Genomic DNA, 19,679 nt, shown 5'->3' on the forward strand with positions numbered 1-19,679 from the left:
AGGTTGCGTGCCTGCTGGGTTACCCACGTGCTGGTCGGGTTCGCCGTGACACCCAGCACGTGAACACGGCGGTGGCATGCTCGACTACGGCGAAGCAGTACAGGCGGGCGAGCGTGATCGTCTCGACGGGGAAGAAATCAGCGGCCAGCATCCCGGATGCCTGGGCCTTCAGGAACTGCGCCCATGTCTGGTCGCCGCGCCGGGGCGCGGGATCGATTCCGGCCTTCCTCAAGATCGACCACACGGTGGCGGGGAAACCTTGCGGCCTGGTCCGGCGATCTCCCCGGCGATGCGCCTGTGACCCCAGGTCGGATTTTCGCCGGCCATCTGCAGGACCAGGGCTCGGATCGTGCGACGAATCGGTGGTCGTCCCGGCGTGCGGCCTGGGTATGTCCACCGTCGCTCCACTAGGTCGGCGTGCCAGCGTAAAAGCGTCCGCGGCGTCACGAACGACCGGTGCCGGCCATGTCGCGGTAATAGCCGGGCAAGGGCGGATAGGATCGCCCGGTCTGCCCATGACGGGCGGGGTGCGCCGACCTGGCGGCGCAGGGCTGAGAGTTGGTGACGCAGGACGAGGATGTCCATATCCTTGGACGCCTGTGAACGGGTGAGCAACACGATCCAGCCGAACACCAGACGATCAAGTACAACAGTCGCAGAGCCATCCCACGAGCTTGCTGCAACCGAACCGTCTGGTAGTGCGAAATCCCAGATCAGTGCCCTGTGACACGATTTTCGGCACCCACAGGATCGCGGTCAGCGACGTGGACAGCCGGTGCCGCGTCCCACGTCCGGCACGGCGTCCACGGCCGTCACCGGCTCGTTGAAGAACGCGCTGCCGGGAGCGCGCGTCGCGTGCCACGGGTTGAGCAGGTCGTGCAGGGCGTCAGCGTCAGTGAACATTCCCGGCGGTATCACCGATACGTCGGCCGCCGCCAACCGGTTTCAGTCGTCGGAGTAGCCGTACGGGGGAGTGATGGAGTTGCCTTCGGCGAATCGGTTCGGGGTGAACGCGGAGACGTCCACGGTCTGTGGTGCGCCCACCGCCATTTCGGCGAGCGCACGGCCGACCGCCGGGCAGATCTTGAATCCCATCCCGGAGAAGCCCGCCGCGACGATCAACCCGTCCAGGCCGGCCACCGGGCCCAGCATCGGCCGCGCGTCCGGCGACATGTCGTAGATTCCGGTCACTCCGCGGTGGATGCCGGCCTCGGCGAGAGCGGGGACGCGGCGCGCGGCTCGCCCGATCATCTCGACCACGTTCGGCTCTTGGGGGACCTGGGGGAAGTCGTCGGGGTCGATCCCGTCGCGCGGGCCGATGAAGTCGCCGAGCAGCAGGCCGCCGTCGGCCTCCGGGCGGAAGTAGGTGCGGGTGCCCGAGTCGATGCACGCGGTACGGGCGGCTGGGCCGTCCGGTGCGTTCCGCAGGACCGCGACCTCGTGGTACTCGGACTCGATGGGCAGGTCCACGCCCACCGTGCCGAGCAGCGGCCGGGTCCAGGGCCCGGCGGCGAGGATGACGACGTCGGCCGTGATGTCGCCCTCGTCAGTGGTCACGCCGCGGACCCGGCCGCCGTCCCCGACGAGGAGTGAGCGTACGGGGGTGTTGGGGCGGTAGGTGACGCCCTCCTCCCGTGCCCGGGAGAGGAAGTCGCCCGCCACGACGGCGCCGTCACCGTAGCCGGCGCGGGGCTCGTACGCGGCGGCGACCACGTCGTCGACCCGCCACCGCGGTTCGAGGGCGAGCACGTCGTCGGCCGTGATGACCTCGGCCTCGGCGCCGCAGGCCTGCTGCATCTCGACGTTCTTGCGGAGCAGGTCGCCCTCGCCGGGCGACACGATGCGGACGAACCCGCATTCGCGGAAGACCAGGGGCCGGCCGACGCGTTCTGGCCAGTCACGGAAGTAGGCGAGACTGTCGACCGCCAGGCGTACTTCCTGCTCGAACGTGTAGTGCATCCGTACGAGGGCCGACGAGCGGCTGCTCATGCCCTCACCGGCGTGTCGCGTGTCGACGACGGTGACGGACCGCACACCGCGTTCGGCAAGGTGGAAAGCGGTTGACGTCCCCATGACGCCGGCTCCGACGACGATGACCTCGGGCACTGCTTGAGACCTCCTGGATTCAGGCTGGGGTGGGTGGGTGCGGGGACTACGCGAGGACCTTGGACAGGAACGCCTTGGTGCGCTCCTCCTTGGGGTCCACCAGGCATTCCGCGGGAGGGCCGGATTCGATGATGACGCCCCCGTCGAGCATGGCGACGGTGTCGGCAACCTCCTTGGCGAACCCGATCTCGTGAGTGGCCACGATCATGGTCATGCCGCGCCGGGCGAGATCCTTCATGACGTCGAGCACCTCGCCGACCAGTTCGGGGTCGAGGGCCGAGGTCGGCTCGTCGAACAACATCACGTGCGGTTTCATCGCCAGGGCACGAGCGATCGCCACCCGCTGCTGCTGCCCTCCGGACAATTGTCCCGGGTAGGCGTCGAGCTTGTCCCGCAGGCCGACCCTCGTCAGCAACTGCTCGGCTTCCGCCTCGGCCTGCTCGCGGGAGAGGCCGAGTACGCGCCGCGGCCCGAGCATCACGTTCTCGATGGCGGTCATGTGCGGGAACAGGTTGAACCGCTGGAACACCATGCCGATGCGCGTACGCTGCCGGCACAGCTCGGCCTGGGTCATCTCGTGCAGCCGACCTCCGCTGCTGCGCAGCCCGACCCTTTCGCCGTCGACCTCCATCAGGCCCGAGTCGAGCGTCTCCAGGGCGTTGACGCAGCGGAGCAGGGTCGACTTCCCGCTTCCCGAGGGGCCCAGCAGGACGAGGGTCTGCCGTGGGTGGACGGTGAGGTCGACGCCCCGCAACACGTCGACGGAGCCGAACCACTTCCACACCTGCTCGGCCCGTACCATCGGCTCGTCGTCCGGCCGGGTGGCTTCCCGCACGTCGTCGCCGGGCGCGGTGAACGGCTTCGCCTTCGCCCGGTTGGCCGCCCGCCGGCGCATCCGCCGCTCGGCGGAGGCGGAGTGCCTGCTGCCGAATCCTCGGCCGAAGTACCGCTCGATGTAGTGCTGGCCGATGGTCAGCACCGACGTGAGCAGCAGGTACCACAGCGACGCGACCACCAGCAGAGGCATGATCTTAAAGTTCTGCTGGTAGATCTGCTGGACGCTGGTCATCAGGTCGAGTCCGGAGATGACCGACACCAGCGAGGTCATCTTGAGCATCGAGATGGCCTCGTTGCCGAGCGTCGGGATCAGCACCCGCATGGCCTGCGGCAGGATGACGAACCGCATCCGCCGCGTCGAGGACATGCCGAGCGACAGGGCCGCCTCGCGCTGCCCTGAGTCGACCGAGATGATCGCAGCCCGGACGAGTTCGGCGCAGTAGGCGGCCTCGTTGGTGGCGAGCGCCAGCACGGCCGCGGTGGCCGCGCCGATGACCGAACTCGTGGGTACGGATCCGAAGACGACACCGGTCAGCGGGATCCCGAGAAAGAGGTTGGGGTAGAGCGCGCCCAGGAATCCCCAGAAGATGATCTGGACCAGCAGGGGCGTGCCGCGGAAGAACCAGATGTAGCCCCAGGCGACCCCGGACAGCACCGGGTTGTCCGAGAGCCGCATGACCGCGAGCAGCACGCCGCCGACGACGCCGACGATCATCGCCACGACGGTCAGCTCGACGGTGACGACCAGCCCCTGCAGGATCGAGGGCGCGAACAGGTACTGCCGGATCGTCGCGACATCGAGGTTGGGGTTGTGCCACAGCGACCAGCCGAGGGCGAACAGGACGTACGCGACGAGTGCCGCCGCAGCCCATCGGCCGTACCGGCGGACCGGCACCACATCGACGCGGGATGGCCGTGCCCCGGTGCGGTCGGAGGTCGTGTCGGCGGATGCCAAGGGGGTCACAACACTTTCTCTCTCTCAGAGACGAAGCAGGCGGCGGGCGCCGCCTACGCCGTCCCCTGGTTGATCTCCGCCTTCGTCAAGGCGATGTTCTCCACGCCGTACTCGGCGAGGATCTTCAGGTACGTCCCGTCGTCCATCAGCGCCTGCAGTGCCTTCTGCAGCGCCGTCAGGAGCTCGGTGTCCGCCTTCGGGACGCCGATGCCCTCCAGGCCGCCGCCGAACTCCGCAGTGACCGACGGCGCCTCGACCAGCTCGAACGTGTTCCCGTTGTCGAACGTCTTGACCGCGTACGCGGCGGCGGAGGTGGCCTGTACCCGCGCGACCGCCTTCCCGCTCTTGATGGCCAGGAAGGCCTCGCTGTCACCCGGGAACCGCAGGACCGTGACGCCGGGCTTCCCCTCGGCCTTGAAGCGGTCGCTCAGCTTGTTGAGCGAGGCCTCCTCCGAGGTGGAGCTCTGCACCGCGACGGTCTTGCCGGACAGGTCGGCGACGTCCTTCAGCCCGCCGGGGTTGCCCTTCGCGACGAGCATGGAATAGCCGTCCTTGGCGTAGTCGACGAAGCTCAGCGATTCGCGCCGCGTAGGGGTGTCGAAGAGGCCCGCCATGACGACGTCGGCCTTGTTCGCGAGGAGCGCGGGGATCATGCCGTCGAAGGCCATGTTGTCGAACGAGACCCGCACGCCGAGCTTGGCGGCCAGCGCCTGGGAGAGGTCGTAGTCGATGCCGGTCGGCTGCTTCCCGCCGGCTGTCGTGTACATCTCCCATGGCGGATAGGGGATGTTGGTCGCCACCCGGATCACGCCGGCCGACTTGATACGTTCCGGCAGCAGATCATGGAGGGCGGCGTCGGCCGCCGCGGGCGTCCCGGCAGCGGGGGCATCGCTCGCCTGACCGGTCGCGCCGGGGGCGGGCCGGCTCGGGGCCAGGTTGCACGCGGTGAGCGCCAGGACCAGCGCGACCACGGTCGTCATGTACGTGCGCTTCGGTGCCGCCTTCATGAAATTGCTCCTTGCTCGTTGGGCACCGGGATGAGAGACGACGCGAGGTCCTGCATGAGGACGGAGCTGTCGTCGGCGGATTCCACGTTCGCCAGGGCGTCCAGCAGGCGTGGGATCGACGTGGGCTCCAACCGGCCGGAGGCCAGCCAGGCGAACTTCTCCCGCATCTCGTCCTGAGTCCAGCCGGGCTCAGGGTAGAGCACGTGATCGACGCGGCCCGACGACAGGACGGTGCCGTCGGTCAGCGTGACGGTGACCGCGGCCGAGTCGCTGCCGTCCGGGTCGTTCACCTCGGAGAGGTAGTAGCGGCGGGTCATCTCCTCCGACACCACGACGTCGATCCGCCGGCACAGTGCGGCGATCTCGGCCGAACCGAGGCGGGACTCCGCCACCTGGTCGGGCCCGACGCGGCCGTCGACCAGCAGCGCCGCCACCGGCCACGCCAGGTTGAACTGCGCCTCCTCGGTCGTCCCGGGAAGCCGCGTGCCGAGGCGGGCGGCATCGGGGTAGGTCTCGACGACGATGCGCTCGATGGCCTCGGCGGGCAGCGGGTGCCGGGTCCGCAGCTTCTCGACCGCGAGCAGGGCGGGGTGGGTCCAGGCGCAGCTGGAGAACCGCTTCCAGGTGATGCCGTGCGGCAGGTAGTAGTCGCGGCCGAGGTCGGCGGCGAACGGGCGGAACTCGTCCAGGTCGAGGCTGGGGACGATCCCGGTGAAGCCGCGCCGCGCGAGATCCGCCGACAGCAGGCCGGTGAGCGCGCCGAACCCGACGCCGTGCTTGACCATGCCGGGCGTGTCGATGGCGCGCATCATCGGCAGGTCGGGGGAGTCGTACTCCGCGATGCCCAGCGCGTGGCGGGTGGTCGCCTCGTCGAGCCCGTGGACGTGGCAGGCGATCGCGGCGCAGGCCACCGATCCCCATGACCCGCAGGCCCGGTACGTACGCTCCGCCGAATGGACCGCGCTCTGCTCGTGGTTGACGCACCGGCCGGCCCGGAAGGCGACCTCGTAGCCGACCACGATCGCGGTGATCAGTTCGCGGCCGCTGAGATGCCGCTCCTCGGCGAGGGCGAGCGCGGTGGGGACGACCTGGGCGCCCGGATGACCCCAGGTGTAGATGCCGCAGTCGTCGATGTCCACGGCGTTCGCCGCGATCGCGTTGGCGAAGGCGGCGCCGCCGGTGGCGAGGCTGTTGCCGCTGACGATCGACGTCGCCGTGCCAGCCGGCCACCAGGCGTGCGCGAGGTCGTCGGCGACGCGGGCGGACCGGGACATCCGGCCGGCGAGCATGGCCGCGAGCGTGTCGGTCAGGCACATGACGGCCCGGTCGATCACCTCGCGGGGCAGCAGGTCCCACGTGAGCTGCGTGACGAACGTCGCCGCCGGGGACTCGGCGCTCGTCCACGCCTGGCCGGCGGTCACGTGGTGCGCGGTGTCACCGTCCGTACGCACGTGCGCGTCCCTTCACAGGCCGTCCACCTTGCGGAGACGGCCACGAAACGGCGCCCGTCATTTATTTCTCCGATGTTTCTAGGGGTATATCTTTGGTGCGGGCAACAATCCCATTCGCCCAGATGGCTTGTCAAGGAATGAATAACCTTGTATTTACCGAGAGCCGGAGACATGGACATACCCGGAGAAGCAAGTACAGCCCGACAGACTCCGGACGCGGGTAAGGAGGAGGCCGCGCTGGCCCTGCTCTGGACCGTCGTCCACGCACCCGACGGCGGGACGCCGTTCTGCCGGAAGTGCGGGACGCACCGCACGTTCCACCGGATCTCGCGCCGGCGGGCGTATGCCTGCGACAGCTGCGGCGCGCACGTCTACCCGGCCTCGACCACGCCGTTCGCGGGTTCGCCTGTGCCGCTCGCGGCATGGCTGGACGCCGTCGTGATCGTGTTGGAGTCACCCGGCAAGGCCCGGCCGAACCGGGTGGCCAGGGCCCTCGGCGTCGACTACCGGCGCGCCTGGCGGATGACGCGGCGCATCGAGGAGACGGTCCAGGCCGGCGGCGACGGCGCTGAGCTGCTGCGCCGACTCGCCGGCCGCTGGAAGGACCAGGGCCACACCCGCCTTGACCGGGCCCCCGACCCGGGCAGCCCGGAAGATCGGATCCGGATCGCCGCGTGCCGGATCATGGCGCAGCGCGGCATCGAGGCGACGCGCATCGCGGACATCGCGCGCGAGGCGGGGGTCTCGGACGCCAGCATCCACTATTACTTCCGGAGCAAGGATGAGGCGCTGCTCGCGGCGTTCCGCTGGGCGGGTGACCAGTTGCACGCGACCCTGCAGCGCCTGCGCGACGACAACGTGAGCACCCTCGAACACGTACGCCACCTGCTCGAGCTCAGCATCCCCAGCGACCAGGGGACTTTCGAGGAGTACCTGCTGTGGCTGGAGGTGTGGGGACGGGTCCGGCGCCATCCCGCCTTCCTCGACGAGTGCGTCCGCATGTCGAGACGGTGGGCGGACGCGGTGCTCGGGGTGTTCGGCGCGGGCGTCGAGGACGGGACGTTCACGCCGGTCGCGCCGCTCAGCGAGGTGTGCGAACGGTACGTCGCCATCTCCGAGAGCCTGGCCCTGCGCAACACCCTCGGCTACAGCGACATGTCGGAGGGGACGGCACGCCGCGTGCTCGCCCGGTTCACGGCCGAGCAACTCGGCATCCCGGTCGGTCAGCTCGATCCCGACGCGGAATGAACGCGTGAGTACTTGGCCCAACCGTCATCATCTCACCGGAGAATGTCACTTGCGCGCCGGCGCATTACTTACCTTGACATCGGTTCGCGGCCATGACGAGAATTCCGGGAATTACCGTCGTCCCAGCTGAAATGGACCCACATGCCCTCTCCCCGTCGCGGTGCGAAGGAGTCCCGATGACCGGGCCGGCCGACATCGTCGTCCTCGATGCCTCCGTGATCACCATGGACCGCGCGCGGCCGTACGCGGAGGCACTGGCGATCACGGGCGGCAGGATCAGCCACGTCGGCGGCCGGAAGGAGGCCGAACGGCACATCGGCCCGGCCACCGACGTCATCGAGGCGGCCGGGCGCATCGCCTGTCCCGGATTCGTCGACATTCACACGCACACCGATCTCGACCTTTTCGAGGACCCGCAGTACCTGCTTTTCAAGAACTACCTCATGCAGGGAATAACGACGGTTCTGGCAGGCAACTGCGGAATGGCCAAGATGGAGCCCGGAGACCTCCTCTCGCGCCTCGATCTCCGGCCGCCGGCCGTCAATTTCGGCACGCTCGTCGGCCACGGATACGTACGGACCTCCTGCGGAATCCAGGCCGGCCAGGAGACCCTGTCCGACGGGCAGATCGAGGCCATGAAAGGCGTGATCGGCAAGGCGATGGCCGACGGCGCGTTCGGCATGTCGACTGGGCTCGAATACATTCCCGGGCTCTCCTCCCGCACCGCGGAGCTGATCGCGTGCGCCTCGGTCGTGGCGGAGTACGGGGGCTTCTACGCCAGCCACATGCGCAGCGAAGGCGACCACCTGCTCGCCGCGGTCGAGGAGGGGATCCGGATCGGCCGCGACTCGGGCGCGCGGGTCCAGCTCTCCCACCTCAAGACGGACGGCGCCTGCAACTGGTGGAAGACCGAGGCGGTCATCAGCGCCATCGAAGCGGCGCGGGCCGACGGCATCGAGGTGGCGGGGGACCAGTACCCCTACCCCTTCTTCGGCTGGAACCCGTCCATCTTCATCCCCGGCGAGCACCTCGCGGCGGGCAAGGCCACCTTGATCGGCACCTACCTGGGCGATACGGAACGCCGCCGGGAGATCAGGGCGGGGATCGTCGACCGGATCGTCCGCTACCACGGCGGAGACGGTGACCTGGTCGTGGTGTTCGACTGGACCGACGGCCAAGGGCGGCGGTGGCAGGGGCTGTCACTGGCGCGGATCCTCGCCGCACGGGGCGTCACCCCGACGCCCGAGGCGGAGGCGGACCTGATCCTGGAGATGCTGCCCGACGAACGCGACGACGCCGTCATGGGGTCCGACCTGAGCACGAGCGACGGCGCCGTCCGCCGCTACCTCTCCCTGCCGTACGTCGCGATCTGCACCGACGGGTTCAACCAGCCCTGGCTGGCCCCGTGCCACCCGCGCAGCTACGGTGCCTTCCCCAAGGTCCTGGGCGAGTACGTACGCGAGAAGCAGGCGCTGCCCCTGGAGACCGCGCTGCGGAAGATGACCGCGGTGCCCGCCTCACTGATGGGCCTGGCCGACCGGGGCACCCTGCGGGTGGGCATGCGGGGCGACGTCGTCGTGTTCGACGAGGCGACCGTCGGGGAGAAGGCGACGTTCGAGGCGCCCGCCGCGCCTGACGGCATCGAGGTCGTGCTGGTCAACGGGGTGGTCACCGTCGACCGGCGGATGGCGGCCGGCGACGGGTTCCGCCTCGACGCCGGGTCCCTTCATGGCGGCCCGGGCATGGTGCTGCGCCGGCCAGAGGCTCCCGTATAGGCCGTTTCCAAGTACTCTGCCGGACGGACGGCCGGCCTGCTTGCCCTGGGGGAGGCCGGCACTGGGACGCATACGTCGAGCTCGGTACCGCGGTCGACGCCCACCGTGACTACGGCCTGCTGGCTGTCGCCGACCTCGTCGAGGCGGCTTGCCGGGCCGGCTGCGCCGATCTGTCACGGGACGGCTGGAGGCGGCGCAGGAGCACGCACGACTGATCGACGCGCCACCGCTGCGGCAGTTGCTTGTGGGTGCCGAAAATTGCGCCGTCGCTCTGACCAGGCGCTCAATCGATCCTTCGATCACCGCTTGAGCGATCGCGCAAACCTGGTTAGCCGCTCGCCTGGACTTCGCAGCTCAGACTGATGAATGGGATATTGGCACCCCACAGGCGCTGGGCCCAGGCCGGCCGCGGCGAGGATTCGGCGGATGGTGCCTTCGCCGATCCGATGGCCGAGGCCGAGCAGTTCACCCCGAATCCGCCGGTGCCCCCATCGGGGATTCTCGTCGGCCAGTCGTATCACCAGATCACGCAGCTCGTCCGGTATCGGTGGACGTCCGGCTGTGTTTGGGTAGGTCCAGCGTTGGCTGACCAGGCGGCGGTGCCAGGCCAACGGGCCCTGCCCGCGATCAGGAGACATGTGCCGTGCCCACCACGCTCGGCTCATCCGAAGACTCCATCGACGACCTGCGGGACCTGCCCGAACCCTGCGTCGACCAGACCAAGCATCAAGACCGTCGCGAGGGCAGAACCAGAGCTACGACCTCTTCCACGATGGTCTTGACACATCAACTCCTATAGGGAATCAGCCGAAAACGACCACCTGCCGGCCGATCACGTCGCTCGGGCCAGCGCGTGGAGTTTATCGTTGATGTCGTCGAGCTCGACCGGGGTGACGGTGTGCTTGATCCGGCCCTGGCCCGCCAGGGCGAGTACCTCAGTGAGGTCGTTGTAGTTGCCCCCGAAGGAGCCGGCGAAGGTCCGCTCGCCGGAGACGAACGGGAAGATGGGCAGCTCGAAGCGCTGGCCCATCAGGCCCACCGTCACCAGGCTTCCCTCAGCTGCCAGGAGGGCGGCGGCGAGCTGCAGCGCCTGCGGCGCTCCCGAGCAGTCCAGGACGCCGTCGGCGCCGCCGCGGCCGGTCAGCTCGATGAGTTCGCCCGTACCTGGTCGGGCACCTTGCCGCGGGTGTTGATCGTGTGGTCGGCGCCGTTCTGCCGCGCCACCGCGAGCTTGTCGTCGCTGCGACCGAAGGCGACCACGGTGGCTCCGTCGCCGAGTAGCCGTGCGTACTGGACGCCATAGCCGCCGAGCCCACCGATGCCGCTGACGACCACCATGCGGCCCGGTCCCAGCCGTCCGAAGGCGCTGAGCTTCTTCATCCTGTGCCGCTCGAAATTAGGGTCGGGTCCTTGACCTGGGACTTCGTCGGTTGACCTATGCGGCCTCGTACTCGTTGATGAGGCCGCCGAGTACAGGCCTTCGTTTGATCCGCCGGTCGGTTAAGGTCGACGATGGGCGTGGGCTTCGTCGGGTCTGCGTCTGGATGCCGCTGGTTAGGGGCCTGGTGGGGGCGATGTGCGTTGTAATGGGCAGCGTACTCGGCGAGCACTCGTCGGAGATGGCCTGTTCCCAGTATCAAGATTCGATCCAGGAGCTCGCGCCGTAGCGTTCCCACCAAGCGTTCGCAGATCGCGTTCGCCCTGGGCGCTCGCGGCGGGGTGAGGATGACCCGCACATCCTCGGCGTGGAAGACGGCATCGAACGCCTGCGTGTACTTGGCATCCCTATCACGGATCACGAACCGCAACGTGTCCATCCTGGCGCCCAGGTCCATGGCTAGATTGCGGGCCTGCTGAGCCACCCACGGACCTGTAGGAGTCGCCGTTACTCCGGCGACGTGCAGCTGAGCTGCCCCGGTTTGGTTGGAGGCTCCCAAGACTGGAAGGCTGGGAGTCGTGCCCGCACCGAGGAAGTATCCCCAAGAGCTGCGTGATCGCGCCGTCAAGATGGTGTTCGACCTGCGTGAGGAGACCGGTGGCAAGGCCGGGGCGATCGCCCGGGTGGCCGACCGGCTCGGCGTGCATCGCGAGGCGCTGCGCTCATGGGTCCGGCAGGCGGAAATAGATGAGGGAAGGCGTTCGGGCACCACATCGAGCGACGCGCAGCGGATCGCGGAATTGGAGCGGGAGAATCGTGAGCTGCGCCGGGCGAACGAGATTCTGAAGGCGGCATCCGCGTTTTTCGCCCGGGAACTCGACCCGAGACTGCCGCGCTAATCGAGTTCATTGACCTGCATCGGGATCGGTTCGGAGTCGAACCGATCTGCGCGGTCCTGGAATTTCCCCCGTCCACCTACCACGAGGCCAAGCGACGCGAGCGCGAGCCGTCGGCTCGGGCGCGGCGCGATGAGGAATTGAAAGTCGAGATCATGCGCGTATGGGAAAATCCGGGCAGGAAGGTGTACGGGGCGCGCAAAGTCTGGCGTGAACTGAATCGTCAGGGAATCATGGTGGCGCGGTGCACCGTCGAGCGACTGATGCGCGAATTAGGTATCGAGGGGGCGTGCGCGCGCCGTAAGCGGCCCCGCACGACGCTGCCGTCTGGCGGGGAGCGGCCCGCCGACCTGCTGGAGCGGGACTTCGCTGTGCTGGCGCCGAACCGTCGCTGGGTGGCCGACCTCACGTACGTGCCGACCGGTTCGGGGTGGGTTTACACGGCGTTCGTCATGGATTTATATTCGCGGATGATTGTCGGTTGGGAGGTCGCCGATAATCTCCGGGCCGACCTGGCGTTATCGGCGCTCGAAATGGCGATATGGTCGCGGCGTGAGAGCCTGGACGGCGATCTGGTTCATCATTCTGATCGGGGTGTGCAATATACGTCGATCTGCTATGGTGAGCGTCTGGCGGATATCGGCGCGGTGCGCTCGGTCGGCAGTAAAGGCGATTCTTACGACAACGCTGCCGCCGAATCGCTGAACAGTCTGTACAAGAAAGAGATCATCGACTTTCGCGGCGGCTGGCAAGGTGTCACCGACGTGATGCTGGAAACTATGGAATGGGTTGCCTGGTACAACGAGACAAGGCTCCACTCATTCTGTGGTAATATTCCGCCGAAGGAGTATGAGGAAGCCTTCTATAAGGCGCAGGAATCAGCTACGTCATTCGCAAGTTCACAGGAATCGTAGCCTCCAACATTCCCGGGGCGCTCCAGTCCTGCCGCCACGAACTCCTCGGCCGCTGCCTGCTCTGGAACGAACACCACCTGCGGCACGCCCTGCGCGAGTACGACCACTTCTATAACCACCACCGAGCCCACCAAGCCCTGAACCAAGCCGCCCCACTGCGTCCCACCCCGGACCCGATCACAGACCCCGAGCGAATCACCGACCTGAACATACGCCGACAAGACCGGCTCGGCGGAGTCCTCCACGAATACTCACATGCCGCTTGACCTGCACGGATGCAATTTTCGGCAGGCGCAGGGCCGCGAATCGCTCGATGACAGCCGATGGATCGTTTTCCAGCGCCTCGGCGGCGAGGTACTCCTGGAAGGACAGGTGTGTGAAACCGATCGCGTGTTGTTCGACCATGGAGACGATCGTGGTGTCATGGACGAGTTCGTCCCGCAACATGCCGCCATGGCGGGAATCAAGGGCGATCATCGCGCCCAGGAGGCTGTCGCACTCCTGGACCGGCAGCCGCCAGTAGTCGGAGGACTCGTATATCGCGAGGGCCAGTGCATGACAGGCGCGCCGCCGGACAGCCACGTCGAAGGTTCCTGCCTCTGTCCATTTTGACAGGGAGGGGCTGGCAAGCAGTCCCGTGACACGCTACCGGGTTGGGGAATCGGCGGCGTCGTAGCGCTGCTGGGCGGCCTCCAGTGCCGGGGTGTTGGCGGTGAACCAGCTCAGCAGCGTGCACAGCTGCTGCGCCAGGCTCTGCCCGAGTGGCGTCAGGCTGTAGGTGACCTGCGGCGGGATGGTCGGCTCCACCAGGCGTTCGACCAGCCCGTACCGCACCAGAGACTTGAGGTACTGCGACAGCATCTTCTGGCTGATGCCACCGATGTGCTGATGAAGGCCGGAGAAGCGCATCGGTCCAGGAGCCAGCGCAGCGATGATCAACGCGCCCCACCGGCCGGTCACCTGGGCCATCACCGGTCGCGTCGGGCAGTCCCTGCCGAAGATCTCTGCCGGAAGCTGAGAGAAGACATCCTGGAACTGCTCGCTCACCATCATGCCACCAGCTTACAAAAATGTACGTACTTACGTCTAGATACCAACTCTCCTAGAGTTCATCCCACGGACAACCAGCGGTCGAACAAGACGAATGGATTCAAAATGCGCGCAAGCCGTGTATCCCCGGCGTTCCTGGGCTGGGACCTCGGAGACGTCGCTGTACGCCGAATCGACGAGATCAACATGTCACCGGCTACCAGTCAGTGGCTGCTGCCGGATGCCACACCGCAACACCTGCAAACCTCCTGGTTGCAACCCGCCTTCACCGACGGCACAACCTTTGCGATGCACGTACACATCTTCGCGATCGAGGCGAACGGCAAACGCATCCTGGTCGACACCGGCATCGGCAACGACAAACCACGCCAGATACCCGACGCCGACAACCTGCAGACCCCGCTGTTGCACGCGCTGACCGCCGCCGGCTTCGCCCCGGACACCGTCGACCTGGTGATCACCACACACATGCACGTCGACCACGTCGGCTGGAACACTCACCTGGTCGACAACCGCTGGACACCGACCTTCCCGAACGCCCGCTACCTCACCGACCGCAGGGAATGGGACTACTGGACCGCCGCCGCCGAGACCGACGAAGAAGTCGCCCAAACGCACCGGGACTCTCTGAGGCCCATCCGTGACAACGGCCTGTACGACCTCCTCGACGTTCCCGCGTCAGGCATTGAGGTGGCCGACGGCGTCCGTCTGGTGCCGACACGCGGCCACACTCCCGGCCACCTGTCGGTTCGGCTGACAGGCACCGACCGCAACGCGCTGATCAGCGGCGACAGCGTGCATCATCCCGTACAACTGGCTCACCCTCAGATAAGCACTGTCGGCGACGTCGATCCCGTCGAGGCGCAAAACACCCGCCATCGTATGCTCGCGGAACTGGCCGGTACAGACGACCTCCTTCTGGGCACCCACTTCGCGCATCCCACCGGTGGCCGCGTCCAGCGGCACGACAGCCGATTCCGTATGGTGCCCGATGTGCCTGCCCTACTGGCGCCCAGCCAGGTCGTCGGCCGACAGCAGGGCCCCGGAGCCTGAAGGTGACATGCAACCGGCCGTGGTGCAGGTTCTGCTCGACGGCCGGTCGGCCCTCAAAAACGCTGTCGCTGTAGACGGGTATCCCGTGTGGCACACGGTGTGCGGGCCTTGGGCCGCTTTCCGGCGGCAGGGTCTGGCCTTCGGCTCCGCACGCTCGCCGAGGTGGTCGACCACCTCGGCGAGAACGGGAAGACCGCGGCTCGCAGATGCCGGCGACCAGGCCTAGGTGTCCAGACCGGCGGACGCGTGGCGACCCTGCCGCACCGCAACCCCCAGGCCCTCTTTGTCAGACTCTTGTGAGACACGGACGAACAAGTCCTTTTGATGTGAAGCAGGGTGAGACGGGACGATCCAGACAGCGGCGATGACCCTCGCTGACCAGGCCGCCACCCTCTCTGTCAGACTCCTGTGAGACATGGGACGTACGAGTCCTTTTGATGTGAAGCAGGGCGAGACAGGACGATCGCGACAGTGACGATGACCCTCTCCGACCAGGCCGCCATGACGGGGCAGGATGGTCGGGTGACCGATGAGCAGCCGGGCCGGCCCAAGCGGCGGACGTTCACCAAGGCTTACAAGGCGCGGATCCTTGCGGCTTTCGACGCGCTGCCGGAGGGCAGCCCTGAGCGGGGTGCGCTGCTGCGCAAGGAGCGGCTGTATCACTCCCACATCGAGCACTGGCGAAAGCAGGCCGAGAACGGAACGCTGGCCGCCCTTGCCCGGCCTCAAGGGCGGTTGGAGTGGCTGAGCATGGGCGGGGTCATGTCTGCGTGACGGATGCGAGGAGCGCCAGCTTGTCGGCGCTGTCGGTGCCGGGGTCCGGGTGGAGGACGACGAGCGTCTGGCCTGCCGCACCGCTGACGCCCAGTCTCTCCCGGTTCAGCCACAGGTCACCGACCTGGGGGTGGTCGATGTGCTTGGGTGTGCCTTCGCACGTGTTCACGTCGTGGCGCGCCCAGAGCCTGCTGAAGCGAGGGCTGGCGAGGGAGAGCTCACCGACGAGTTCGATGAATCGGGGGTCGTCCGTGTCGGTGCCGACGGACTCGCGGAAACCGGCGACCATGCCCTGCGCGGCGTCCTCCCAGTCCGGGTAGAGGGCCTGCTCGGCGGGGTCCAGGAACACGTCCCGCAGGCGGTTGCCCCCCGCCACGAGTCGCGGCGACAGAGCGGTCGCCAGCGCGTTGGCGGCGAGGACGTCGAAGTAGCGGCCCTCCACATACGCGGGCAGCGGAAGCGTGACGACGAGCTTGGCGACGCCCGGAGGGACGGTCTCCTTCCGGGGCCGCCGCCGTCGCCGCCGGGTCTTTCCCGCCCCGAGGCGTAGCAGGTAGGCCGTCGCGTCATCGTCGAGCAGCAGCACGCGGGCGAGGGACTCGAGGACCTGCGTGGAGGGGTTGCGGTCGCGGCCCTGCTCCAGACGCAGGTAGTAGTCGGCGCTGATGCCGGCGAGCATCGCGACCTCCTCCCGGCGAAGGCCCGACACGCGCCGTACGCCCGCGGAGGGGATGCCGGCCTGTTCAGGAGTGACGAGCTCCCGGCGGGCGCGTACGTATTCGCCCAGAAGGTTAGATTCGTCGCTCATGTCCCCACTGTAATTCGCGCACCTTCGTGCGTGCCTGGTCCTGTCACCCCCAGGATCGCGGGGACTCTGGCTCCGTCAGCGGGCGAGCGGAAACCTCACTTCCAGGACGAACACCGGCGAACTCGGCCGGTGGTGCCTTCCGCAAGCAAGGAGCTACACCATGTCAACATATTTGCTGTTACACGGGGCCTGGCACAGCGGGCAATGCTGGGAGCGGGTGGTCCCGTTGCTGGAATCAGCCGGGCATCGGGTGGTCGCGCCGTCGCTGACCGGCCACGGCGACAAGGCGCATCTGCTCGGCCCCGAGGTAGGGCTGGACACGCACGTCGACGACGTCGTGCGGCTGATCACCGGCGAGGACCTGACCGACGTGGTGCTGGTCGGTCACAGCTACGCCGGGCTCGTCATCACTTCCGTGGTCAACGAGGTCCCCGAGCGGATCGCGCACCTGGTCTACCTGGATGCCATGGTCCCCGAGCACGGCGAGACCGCGATCGACGTCATCCCCATGACCCAGTTCCTAATCGACCAGGCCGCGGGGACCGCCACCCCGTGGCGCATCCCGCCGCTGCCTGAGATGCCACCGCCCGCCGGCCTGTTCGGCGTCACCGACCCCGCGGACCAGGCCTGGCTGCGCACCATGCTCTCCGACGAAGCAATCCGCTGTTTCCAGCAGCCGGTCCGGCTGAACAACCCCGCTACGACGAGGATTCCCCGTACGCACATCGAGTGCACCGTCGGCGCCCCGCCGAACCGGCGGCCGGTGGCCCCGGTACAGCCCAACGGCGACCCGGCGCAGGTCTGGGAGCTGCCCACCGGTCACGACTGCATGATCACGATGCCGGCCGAGCTCGCCGACCTGCTGCTCAAGCTCGGCTGACCCAGTGCGGGGCCGGGCCGCCCGGCCCCGCACTGGAGGAAAGAGAGAACCATGCATACCAGTGCTCTGAAACTCGGCGTCTTCTCCTTGACGGACATGTCAAGCGGTGCCGAGGCAACGGACCGGGTCCGCGACATCGTGGAGTACGGCGCCCGCGCGGACGCTCTCGGGCTCGATGTTTTCGGTGTCGGCGAACACCACACCACGCGGTTCGCGGTGTCGTCCCCCGCCGTGGTGTTGGGCGGTGTCGCCGCCCGTACGTCATCCATCACGCTCACCAGCGCCGTGTCGGTGCTCAGTGTGCTGGACCCGGTCCGGCTCTATCAGGACTTCGCGCAGCTCGATCTGCTCTCCGCCGGGCGTGCCGAGATCACGGCAGGGCGCAGCGCCTACACCGAGCCGTTCGGCCTGTTCGGCGTACCGGTCGAGGACTACGACCAGGTCTTTGAGGAGAAGCTCGACCTGCTGCTGCGGCTACGCACACCCGGCACCGTCACGTGGCGAGGACGATACCGCCCCGCGTTGCGCGACGCCCTCGTCACACCGTGGCCCGGGCGCCCGCTGCCCATACGCGTCGCCGTGGGCGGCACGCCGCAGAGTGCAGCCCGGGCCGCGCGCCTCGGACTGCCTATGACGCTGGCCACCCTCCTTGGTGACCTGTCGCAGGCCAGACCACTCACCGAGCTGTACCGGCAGACCGCCGAGGAGTCCGGCCACCCGAATGAACAACTGGGCGTCGGAGTCGTGACCCACATGTACGTCGGCCCCACCTCCCAGGCGGCCCGAGACACGTTCTATCCGCATTACCGCTCGTACTTCGCCGACGGCCGCGGGGTGCACCTCAGCCGGGCGCACTTCGACGCGCTGGCCGAGCCGGACAGTGCCCTCATGGTGGGCAGCCCGCAGGAGATCGTCGACAAGATCATGCGCCAGCGGGCCGTGCTCGGCGGCCTAGACCGCTTCATGGGCCAGATTGACCTCGGCGGACTGTCGCGCCACGACGTACTTGCCTCCCTCGAGAGGTTCGCCACCGAGGTGGCTCCCGTGCTACGCCGGGAGACGACCCAGGACAAGCACCGCATAAAGGAACTGTTGTGACATCCCCAGTCCTGGCCAGACCAGAAGTCCGATCGTCACGGGGAGCGTTCGCCGCTCTGCTGTGCGCAGTACTGTCGTTCTCGCTCCTGCAGACCATGGTGATCCCCGCGCTGCCGGACCTACGGGCCGAGTTCCACACGTCGTCGTCTGTCATGGCCTGGGTGCTGAGCGCGTTCCTGCTGACCTCGTCGGTCGGCACCGTGCTGCTCGGCCGGCTGGGCGACATGGTCGGGAAGAAGCGGATGATGCTGGTCAGCCTCGCGATCCTCGGCCTCGGCACGCTCATGTCTGCCCTCGCATTCTCCGCGGAGATGCTGATTGCCGGCCGCGCCGTCCAAGGACTCGGCGCGGCCACGTTCCCGCTGGCGTTCGGCCTGGTGCGGGACATCTTCCACCGGGACCAGGTGCCGGTGGCCATCGGCACGATCAGCGCCGTCTTCGGCATCGGCTTCGGCGTCGGGCTCGTCATTCCCGGTCCCCTGCTGGACCACCTCGGCTGGCAGTGGATCTTCTGGGTCAGCCTGATCGCCGTAGCGATCGCATTCGCCGCCGTCGCCGCGTCGATCACCGAGACCCCGGTACGACGCCCCGGCCGCATCGACTGGCCCGGCGCGATCCTGGTGACGGCCGGGCTGGCAGCCGTACTCCTGGCGATCAGCCAGGCCCGGGCGTGGACGCTGCCCGCCATCGCCGCGCTGCTCGGGTGCGGCGCCGTGGCGCTGGTGGTGTTCGTGATGGTCGAGCGGCGGGCCAGCGAGCCGTTGATCGACCTGTCGATGCTGGGCCGGCGCCCGGTGTTGGGCGCGAACCTCGTCGCCCTGCTCATCGGCTTCGGACTCTACGGCGCCTTCAGTCTGGTCCCACAGTTCGTCCAGACACCCACGAGCGCGGGCTACGGGTTCGGCGCCACACCGACCGAATCGGGGCTGTTCCTGCTGCCGATGGCGCTCACCATGCTCGTCGCCGGTCCCGTGGCCGGCTGGCTCGGCGCACGCAGCGGCTCCAAGAGAACGCTCGTGGCTGCCTGCACGATCGGCGTGGCCGGCTTCGCCGTGATCGCCGCGGGACTCGATTGCGCGTGGATCATCGCGACCGGCGCGGGCATCATTGGAGTCGGCGTCGGCTTCTCCTTCTCCTCGGTGGTCAACCTCGTCGTCTCCGCCGTGGAGCCGAACGAGACTGGCCAGGCCACCGCCGTCAACACCATCGTGCGCACACTCGGCGGATCGCTCGGCGCCCAGGCCGCGCCGGCGATCGTCACGTCGACCCTAGCCACCGGCACCTCCTTCCCGGCCGAGTCCGGCTACACCACCGCTTTCATCGTGTCGGCCGTCGTGATGGCCGCGGCGGCGCTCGTCCTACCCGTGGTCGGGATACCCGGGCGAGGAGGGATGGCGCGCAGGCGTCGGAACGGGTCCTGGTCATATCCGGCCGGAAATTCCCGTTAAG

21 protein-coding genes and 1 pseudogene are annotated in these 19,679 nt (G+C 67.9%); 9 read left to right on the top strand and 13 right to left on the bottom strand.

The genetic code is table 11. The features are described 5' to 3' along the window. The first annotated feature begins 76 nt into the window (after positions 1 to 76). Positions 77 to 301: a hypothetical protein gene (locus ACBJ59_RS52005; protein WP_375117401.1), complete on the top strand. Its 225-nt coding sequence runs from the start codon at positions 77 to 79 to the stop codon at positions 299 to 301. A 455-nt stretch (positions 302 to 756) separates the two neighbouring features. On the opposite strand, the gene ACBJ59_RS52010 is transcribed toward ACBJ59_RS52005, so the two are convergent. The 6 genes and pseudogenes from ACBJ59_RS52010 to ACBJ59_RS52035 form a co-directional block, all read right to left on the bottom strand. After that, positions 757 to 903, bottom strand: a complete 147-nt coding sequence (locus ACBJ59_RS52010) for a hypothetical protein (RefSeq protein WP_375117402.1) — start codon at positions 901 to 903, stop codon at positions 757 to 759. Positions 904 to 945: 42 nt separating this feature from the next. Further along, complete coding sequence (locus ACBJ59_RS52015; RefSeq protein WP_375117403.1) at positions 946 to 2,106, bottom strand: NAD(P)/FAD-dependent oxidoreductase; 1,161 nt, start codon at positions 2,104 to 2,106, stop codon at positions 946 to 948. A 46-nt stretch (positions 2,107 to 2,152) separates the two neighbouring features. Beyond that, positions 2,153 to 2,908, bottom strand: coding sequence for an amino acid ABC transporter ATP-binding protein (locus tag ACBJ59_RS52020; protein ID WP_375117500.1), 756 nt, complete (start codon positions 2,906 to 2,908; stop codon positions 2,153 to 2,155). Positions 2,909 to 3,112: 204 nt separating this feature from the next. Next, positions 3,113 to 3,658 (bottom strand): annotated as a pseudogene (locus tag ACBJ59_RS52025) (amino acid ABC transporter permease); the annotation flags it as partial. A gap of 293 nt (positions 3,659 to 3,951) precedes the next feature. Then, positions 3,952 to 4,905, bottom strand: coding sequence for an ABC transporter substrate-binding protein (locus tag ACBJ59_RS52030; RefSeq protein ID WP_375117404.1), 954 nt, complete (start codon positions 4,903 to 4,905; stop codon positions 3,952 to 3,954). Beyond that, entirely contained in the window at positions 4,902 to 6,356 is a 1,455-nt protein-coding gene (locus ACBJ59_RS52035; protein ID WP_375117405.1) for an MmgE/PrpD family protein, read from the bottom strand. Before ACBJ59_RS52035 ends, ACBJ59_RS52030 begins: the two co-directional genes overlap by 4 nt. Before the next feature lie 171 nt (positions 6,357 to 6,527). Between ACBJ59_RS52035 and ACBJ59_RS52040 the strand changes: the two genes are divergently transcribed. Together ACBJ59_RS52040 and ACBJ59_RS52045 are read left to right on the top strand one after the other, a co-directional pair. Beyond that, positions 6,528 to 7,604 carry a TetR family transcriptional regulator gene (locus ACBJ59_RS52040; RefSeq protein WP_375117406.1) on the top strand — a complete coding sequence of 359 codons (1,077 nt, stop codon included), beginning with the start codon at positions 6,528 to 6,530 and terminating at the stop codon, positions 7,602 to 7,604. Positions 7,605 to 7,780: 176 nt separating this feature from the next. Beyond that, the gene (locus ACBJ59_RS52045) at positions 7,781 to 9,379 is read left to right on the top strand and encodes an amidohydrolase family protein (protein ID WP_375117407.1); all 1,599 of its coding nucleotides are present in this window, start codon (positions 7,781 to 7,783) and stop codon (positions 9,377 to 9,379) included. A 299-nt stretch (positions 9,380 to 9,678) separates the two neighbouring features. On the opposite strand, the gene ACBJ59_RS52050 is transcribed toward ACBJ59_RS52045, so the two are convergent. The 4 genes from ACBJ59_RS52050 to ACBJ59_RS52065 form a co-directional block, all read right to left on the bottom strand. Beyond that, positions 9,679 to 10,044 carry a helix-turn-helix domain-containing protein gene (locus tag ACBJ59_RS52050; RefSeq protein ID WP_375117408.1) on the bottom strand — a complete coding sequence of 122 codons (366 nt, stop codon included), beginning with the start codon at positions 10,042 to 10,044 and terminating at the stop codon, positions 9,679 to 9,681. 167 nt (positions 10,045 to 10,211) lie between these two features. Further along, on the bottom strand, positions 10,212 to 10,529 hold the full coding sequence (locus tag ACBJ59_RS52055; protein ID WP_375117501.1) for a zinc-binding dehydrogenase: 318 nt from the start codon (positions 10,527 to 10,529) through the stop codon (positions 10,212 to 10,214). Beyond that, positions 10,520 to 10,759, bottom strand: a complete 240-nt coding sequence (locus tag ACBJ59_RS52060) for a zinc-binding dehydrogenase (protein ID WP_375117409.1) — start codon at positions 10,757 to 10,759, stop codon at positions 10,520 to 10,522. The genes ACBJ59_RS52055 and ACBJ59_RS52060 overlap by 10 nt, the downstream gene beginning before the upstream one ends. Further along, entirely contained in the window at positions 10,756 to 11,214 is a 459-nt protein-coding gene (locus tag ACBJ59_RS52065) for an integrase core domain-containing protein (protein WP_375117502.1), read from the bottom strand. The genes ACBJ59_RS52060 and ACBJ59_RS52065 overlap by 4 nt, the downstream gene beginning before the upstream one ends. Before the next feature lie 172 nt (positions 11,215 to 11,386). Here ACBJ59_RS52065 and ACBJ59_RS52070 point away from each other — a divergent pair. Next, a protein-coding gene (locus tag ACBJ59_RS52070; protein ID WP_375117503.1) for an IS3 family transposase occupies positions 11,387 to 12,567 on the top strand; the annotation gives its coding sequence in 2 pieces (ribosomal slippage) (positions 11,387 to 11,621 and positions 11,621 to 12,567; 1,182 coding nt in all). Between the two features lie 195 nt (positions 12,568 to 12,762). Here ACBJ59_RS52070 and ACBJ59_RS52075 read toward each other — a convergent pair. Both ACBJ59_RS52075 and ACBJ59_RS52080 read right to left on the bottom strand, forming a co-directional pair. Continuing rightward, complete coding sequence (locus ACBJ59_RS52075; protein ID WP_375117410.1) at positions 12,763 to 13,149, bottom strand: hypothetical protein; 387 nt, start codon at positions 13,147 to 13,149, stop codon at positions 12,763 to 12,765. Positions 13,150 to 13,212: 63 nt separating this feature from the next. After that, positions 13,213 to 13,620 (bottom strand): winged helix-turn-helix transcriptional regulator, encoded by a 408-nt coding sequence (locus ACBJ59_RS52080; protein WP_375117411.1) that lies wholly within the window; start codon positions 13,618 to 13,620, stop codon positions 13,213 to 13,215. A 102-nt stretch (positions 13,621 to 13,722) separates the two neighbouring features. Between ACBJ59_RS52080 and ACBJ59_RS52085 the strand changes: the two genes are divergently transcribed. Both ACBJ59_RS52085 and ACBJ59_RS52090 read left to right on the top strand, forming a co-directional pair. Further along, entirely contained in the window at positions 13,723 to 14,670 is a 948-nt protein-coding gene (locus ACBJ59_RS52085) for an MBL fold metallo-hydrolase (protein WP_375117412.1), read from the top strand. 471 nt (positions 14,671 to 15,141) lie between these two features. Next, entirely contained in the window at positions 15,142 to 15,444 is a 303-nt protein-coding gene (locus tag ACBJ59_RS52090; RefSeq protein ID WP_375117413.1) for a hypothetical protein, read from the top strand. Here ACBJ59_RS52090 and ACBJ59_RS52095 read toward each other — a convergent pair. Continuing rightward, positions 15,431 to 16,252, bottom strand: coding sequence for a helix-turn-helix domain-containing protein (locus tag ACBJ59_RS52095; protein ID WP_375117414.1), 822 nt, complete (start codon positions 16,250 to 16,252; stop codon positions 15,431 to 15,433). The genes ACBJ59_RS52090 and ACBJ59_RS52095 overlap by 14 nt on opposite strands. Before the next feature lie 160 nt (positions 16,253 to 16,412). Here ACBJ59_RS52095 and ACBJ59_RS52100 point away from each other — a divergent pair, with 160 nt between their 5' ends. The 3 genes from ACBJ59_RS52100 to ACBJ59_RS52110 are packed head-to-tail and all read left to right on the top strand — an operon-like array spanning position 16,413 to position 19,678. Beyond that, positions 16,413 to 17,132 carry an alpha/beta hydrolase gene (locus tag ACBJ59_RS52100; RefSeq protein ID WP_375117415.1) on the top strand — a complete coding sequence of 240 codons (720 nt, stop codon included), beginning with the start codon at positions 16,413 to 16,415 and terminating at the stop codon, positions 17,130 to 17,132. Positions 17,133 to 17,183: 51 nt separating this feature from the next. Then, entirely contained in the window at positions 17,184 to 18,230 is a 1,047-nt protein-coding gene (locus ACBJ59_RS52105; RefSeq protein ID WP_375117416.1) for an LLM class flavin-dependent oxidoreductase, read from the top strand. Continuing rightward, positions 18,227 to 19,678 carry an MFS transporter gene (locus tag ACBJ59_RS52110; protein ID WP_375117417.1) on the top strand — a complete coding sequence of 484 codons (1,452 nt, stop codon included), beginning with the start codon at positions 18,227 to 18,229 and terminating at the stop codon, positions 19,676 to 19,678. The genes ACBJ59_RS52105 and ACBJ59_RS52110 overlap by 4 nt, the downstream gene beginning before the upstream one ends. The last annotated feature ends 1 nt before the right edge of the window (position 19,679 follow it).

Source organism: Nonomuraea sp. MTCD27 (genome assembly GCF_041950495.1).
In the GTDB taxonomy this organism is placed as follows: domain Bacteria; phylum Actinomycetota; class Actinomycetes; order Streptosporangiales; family Streptosporangiaceae; genus Nonomuraea.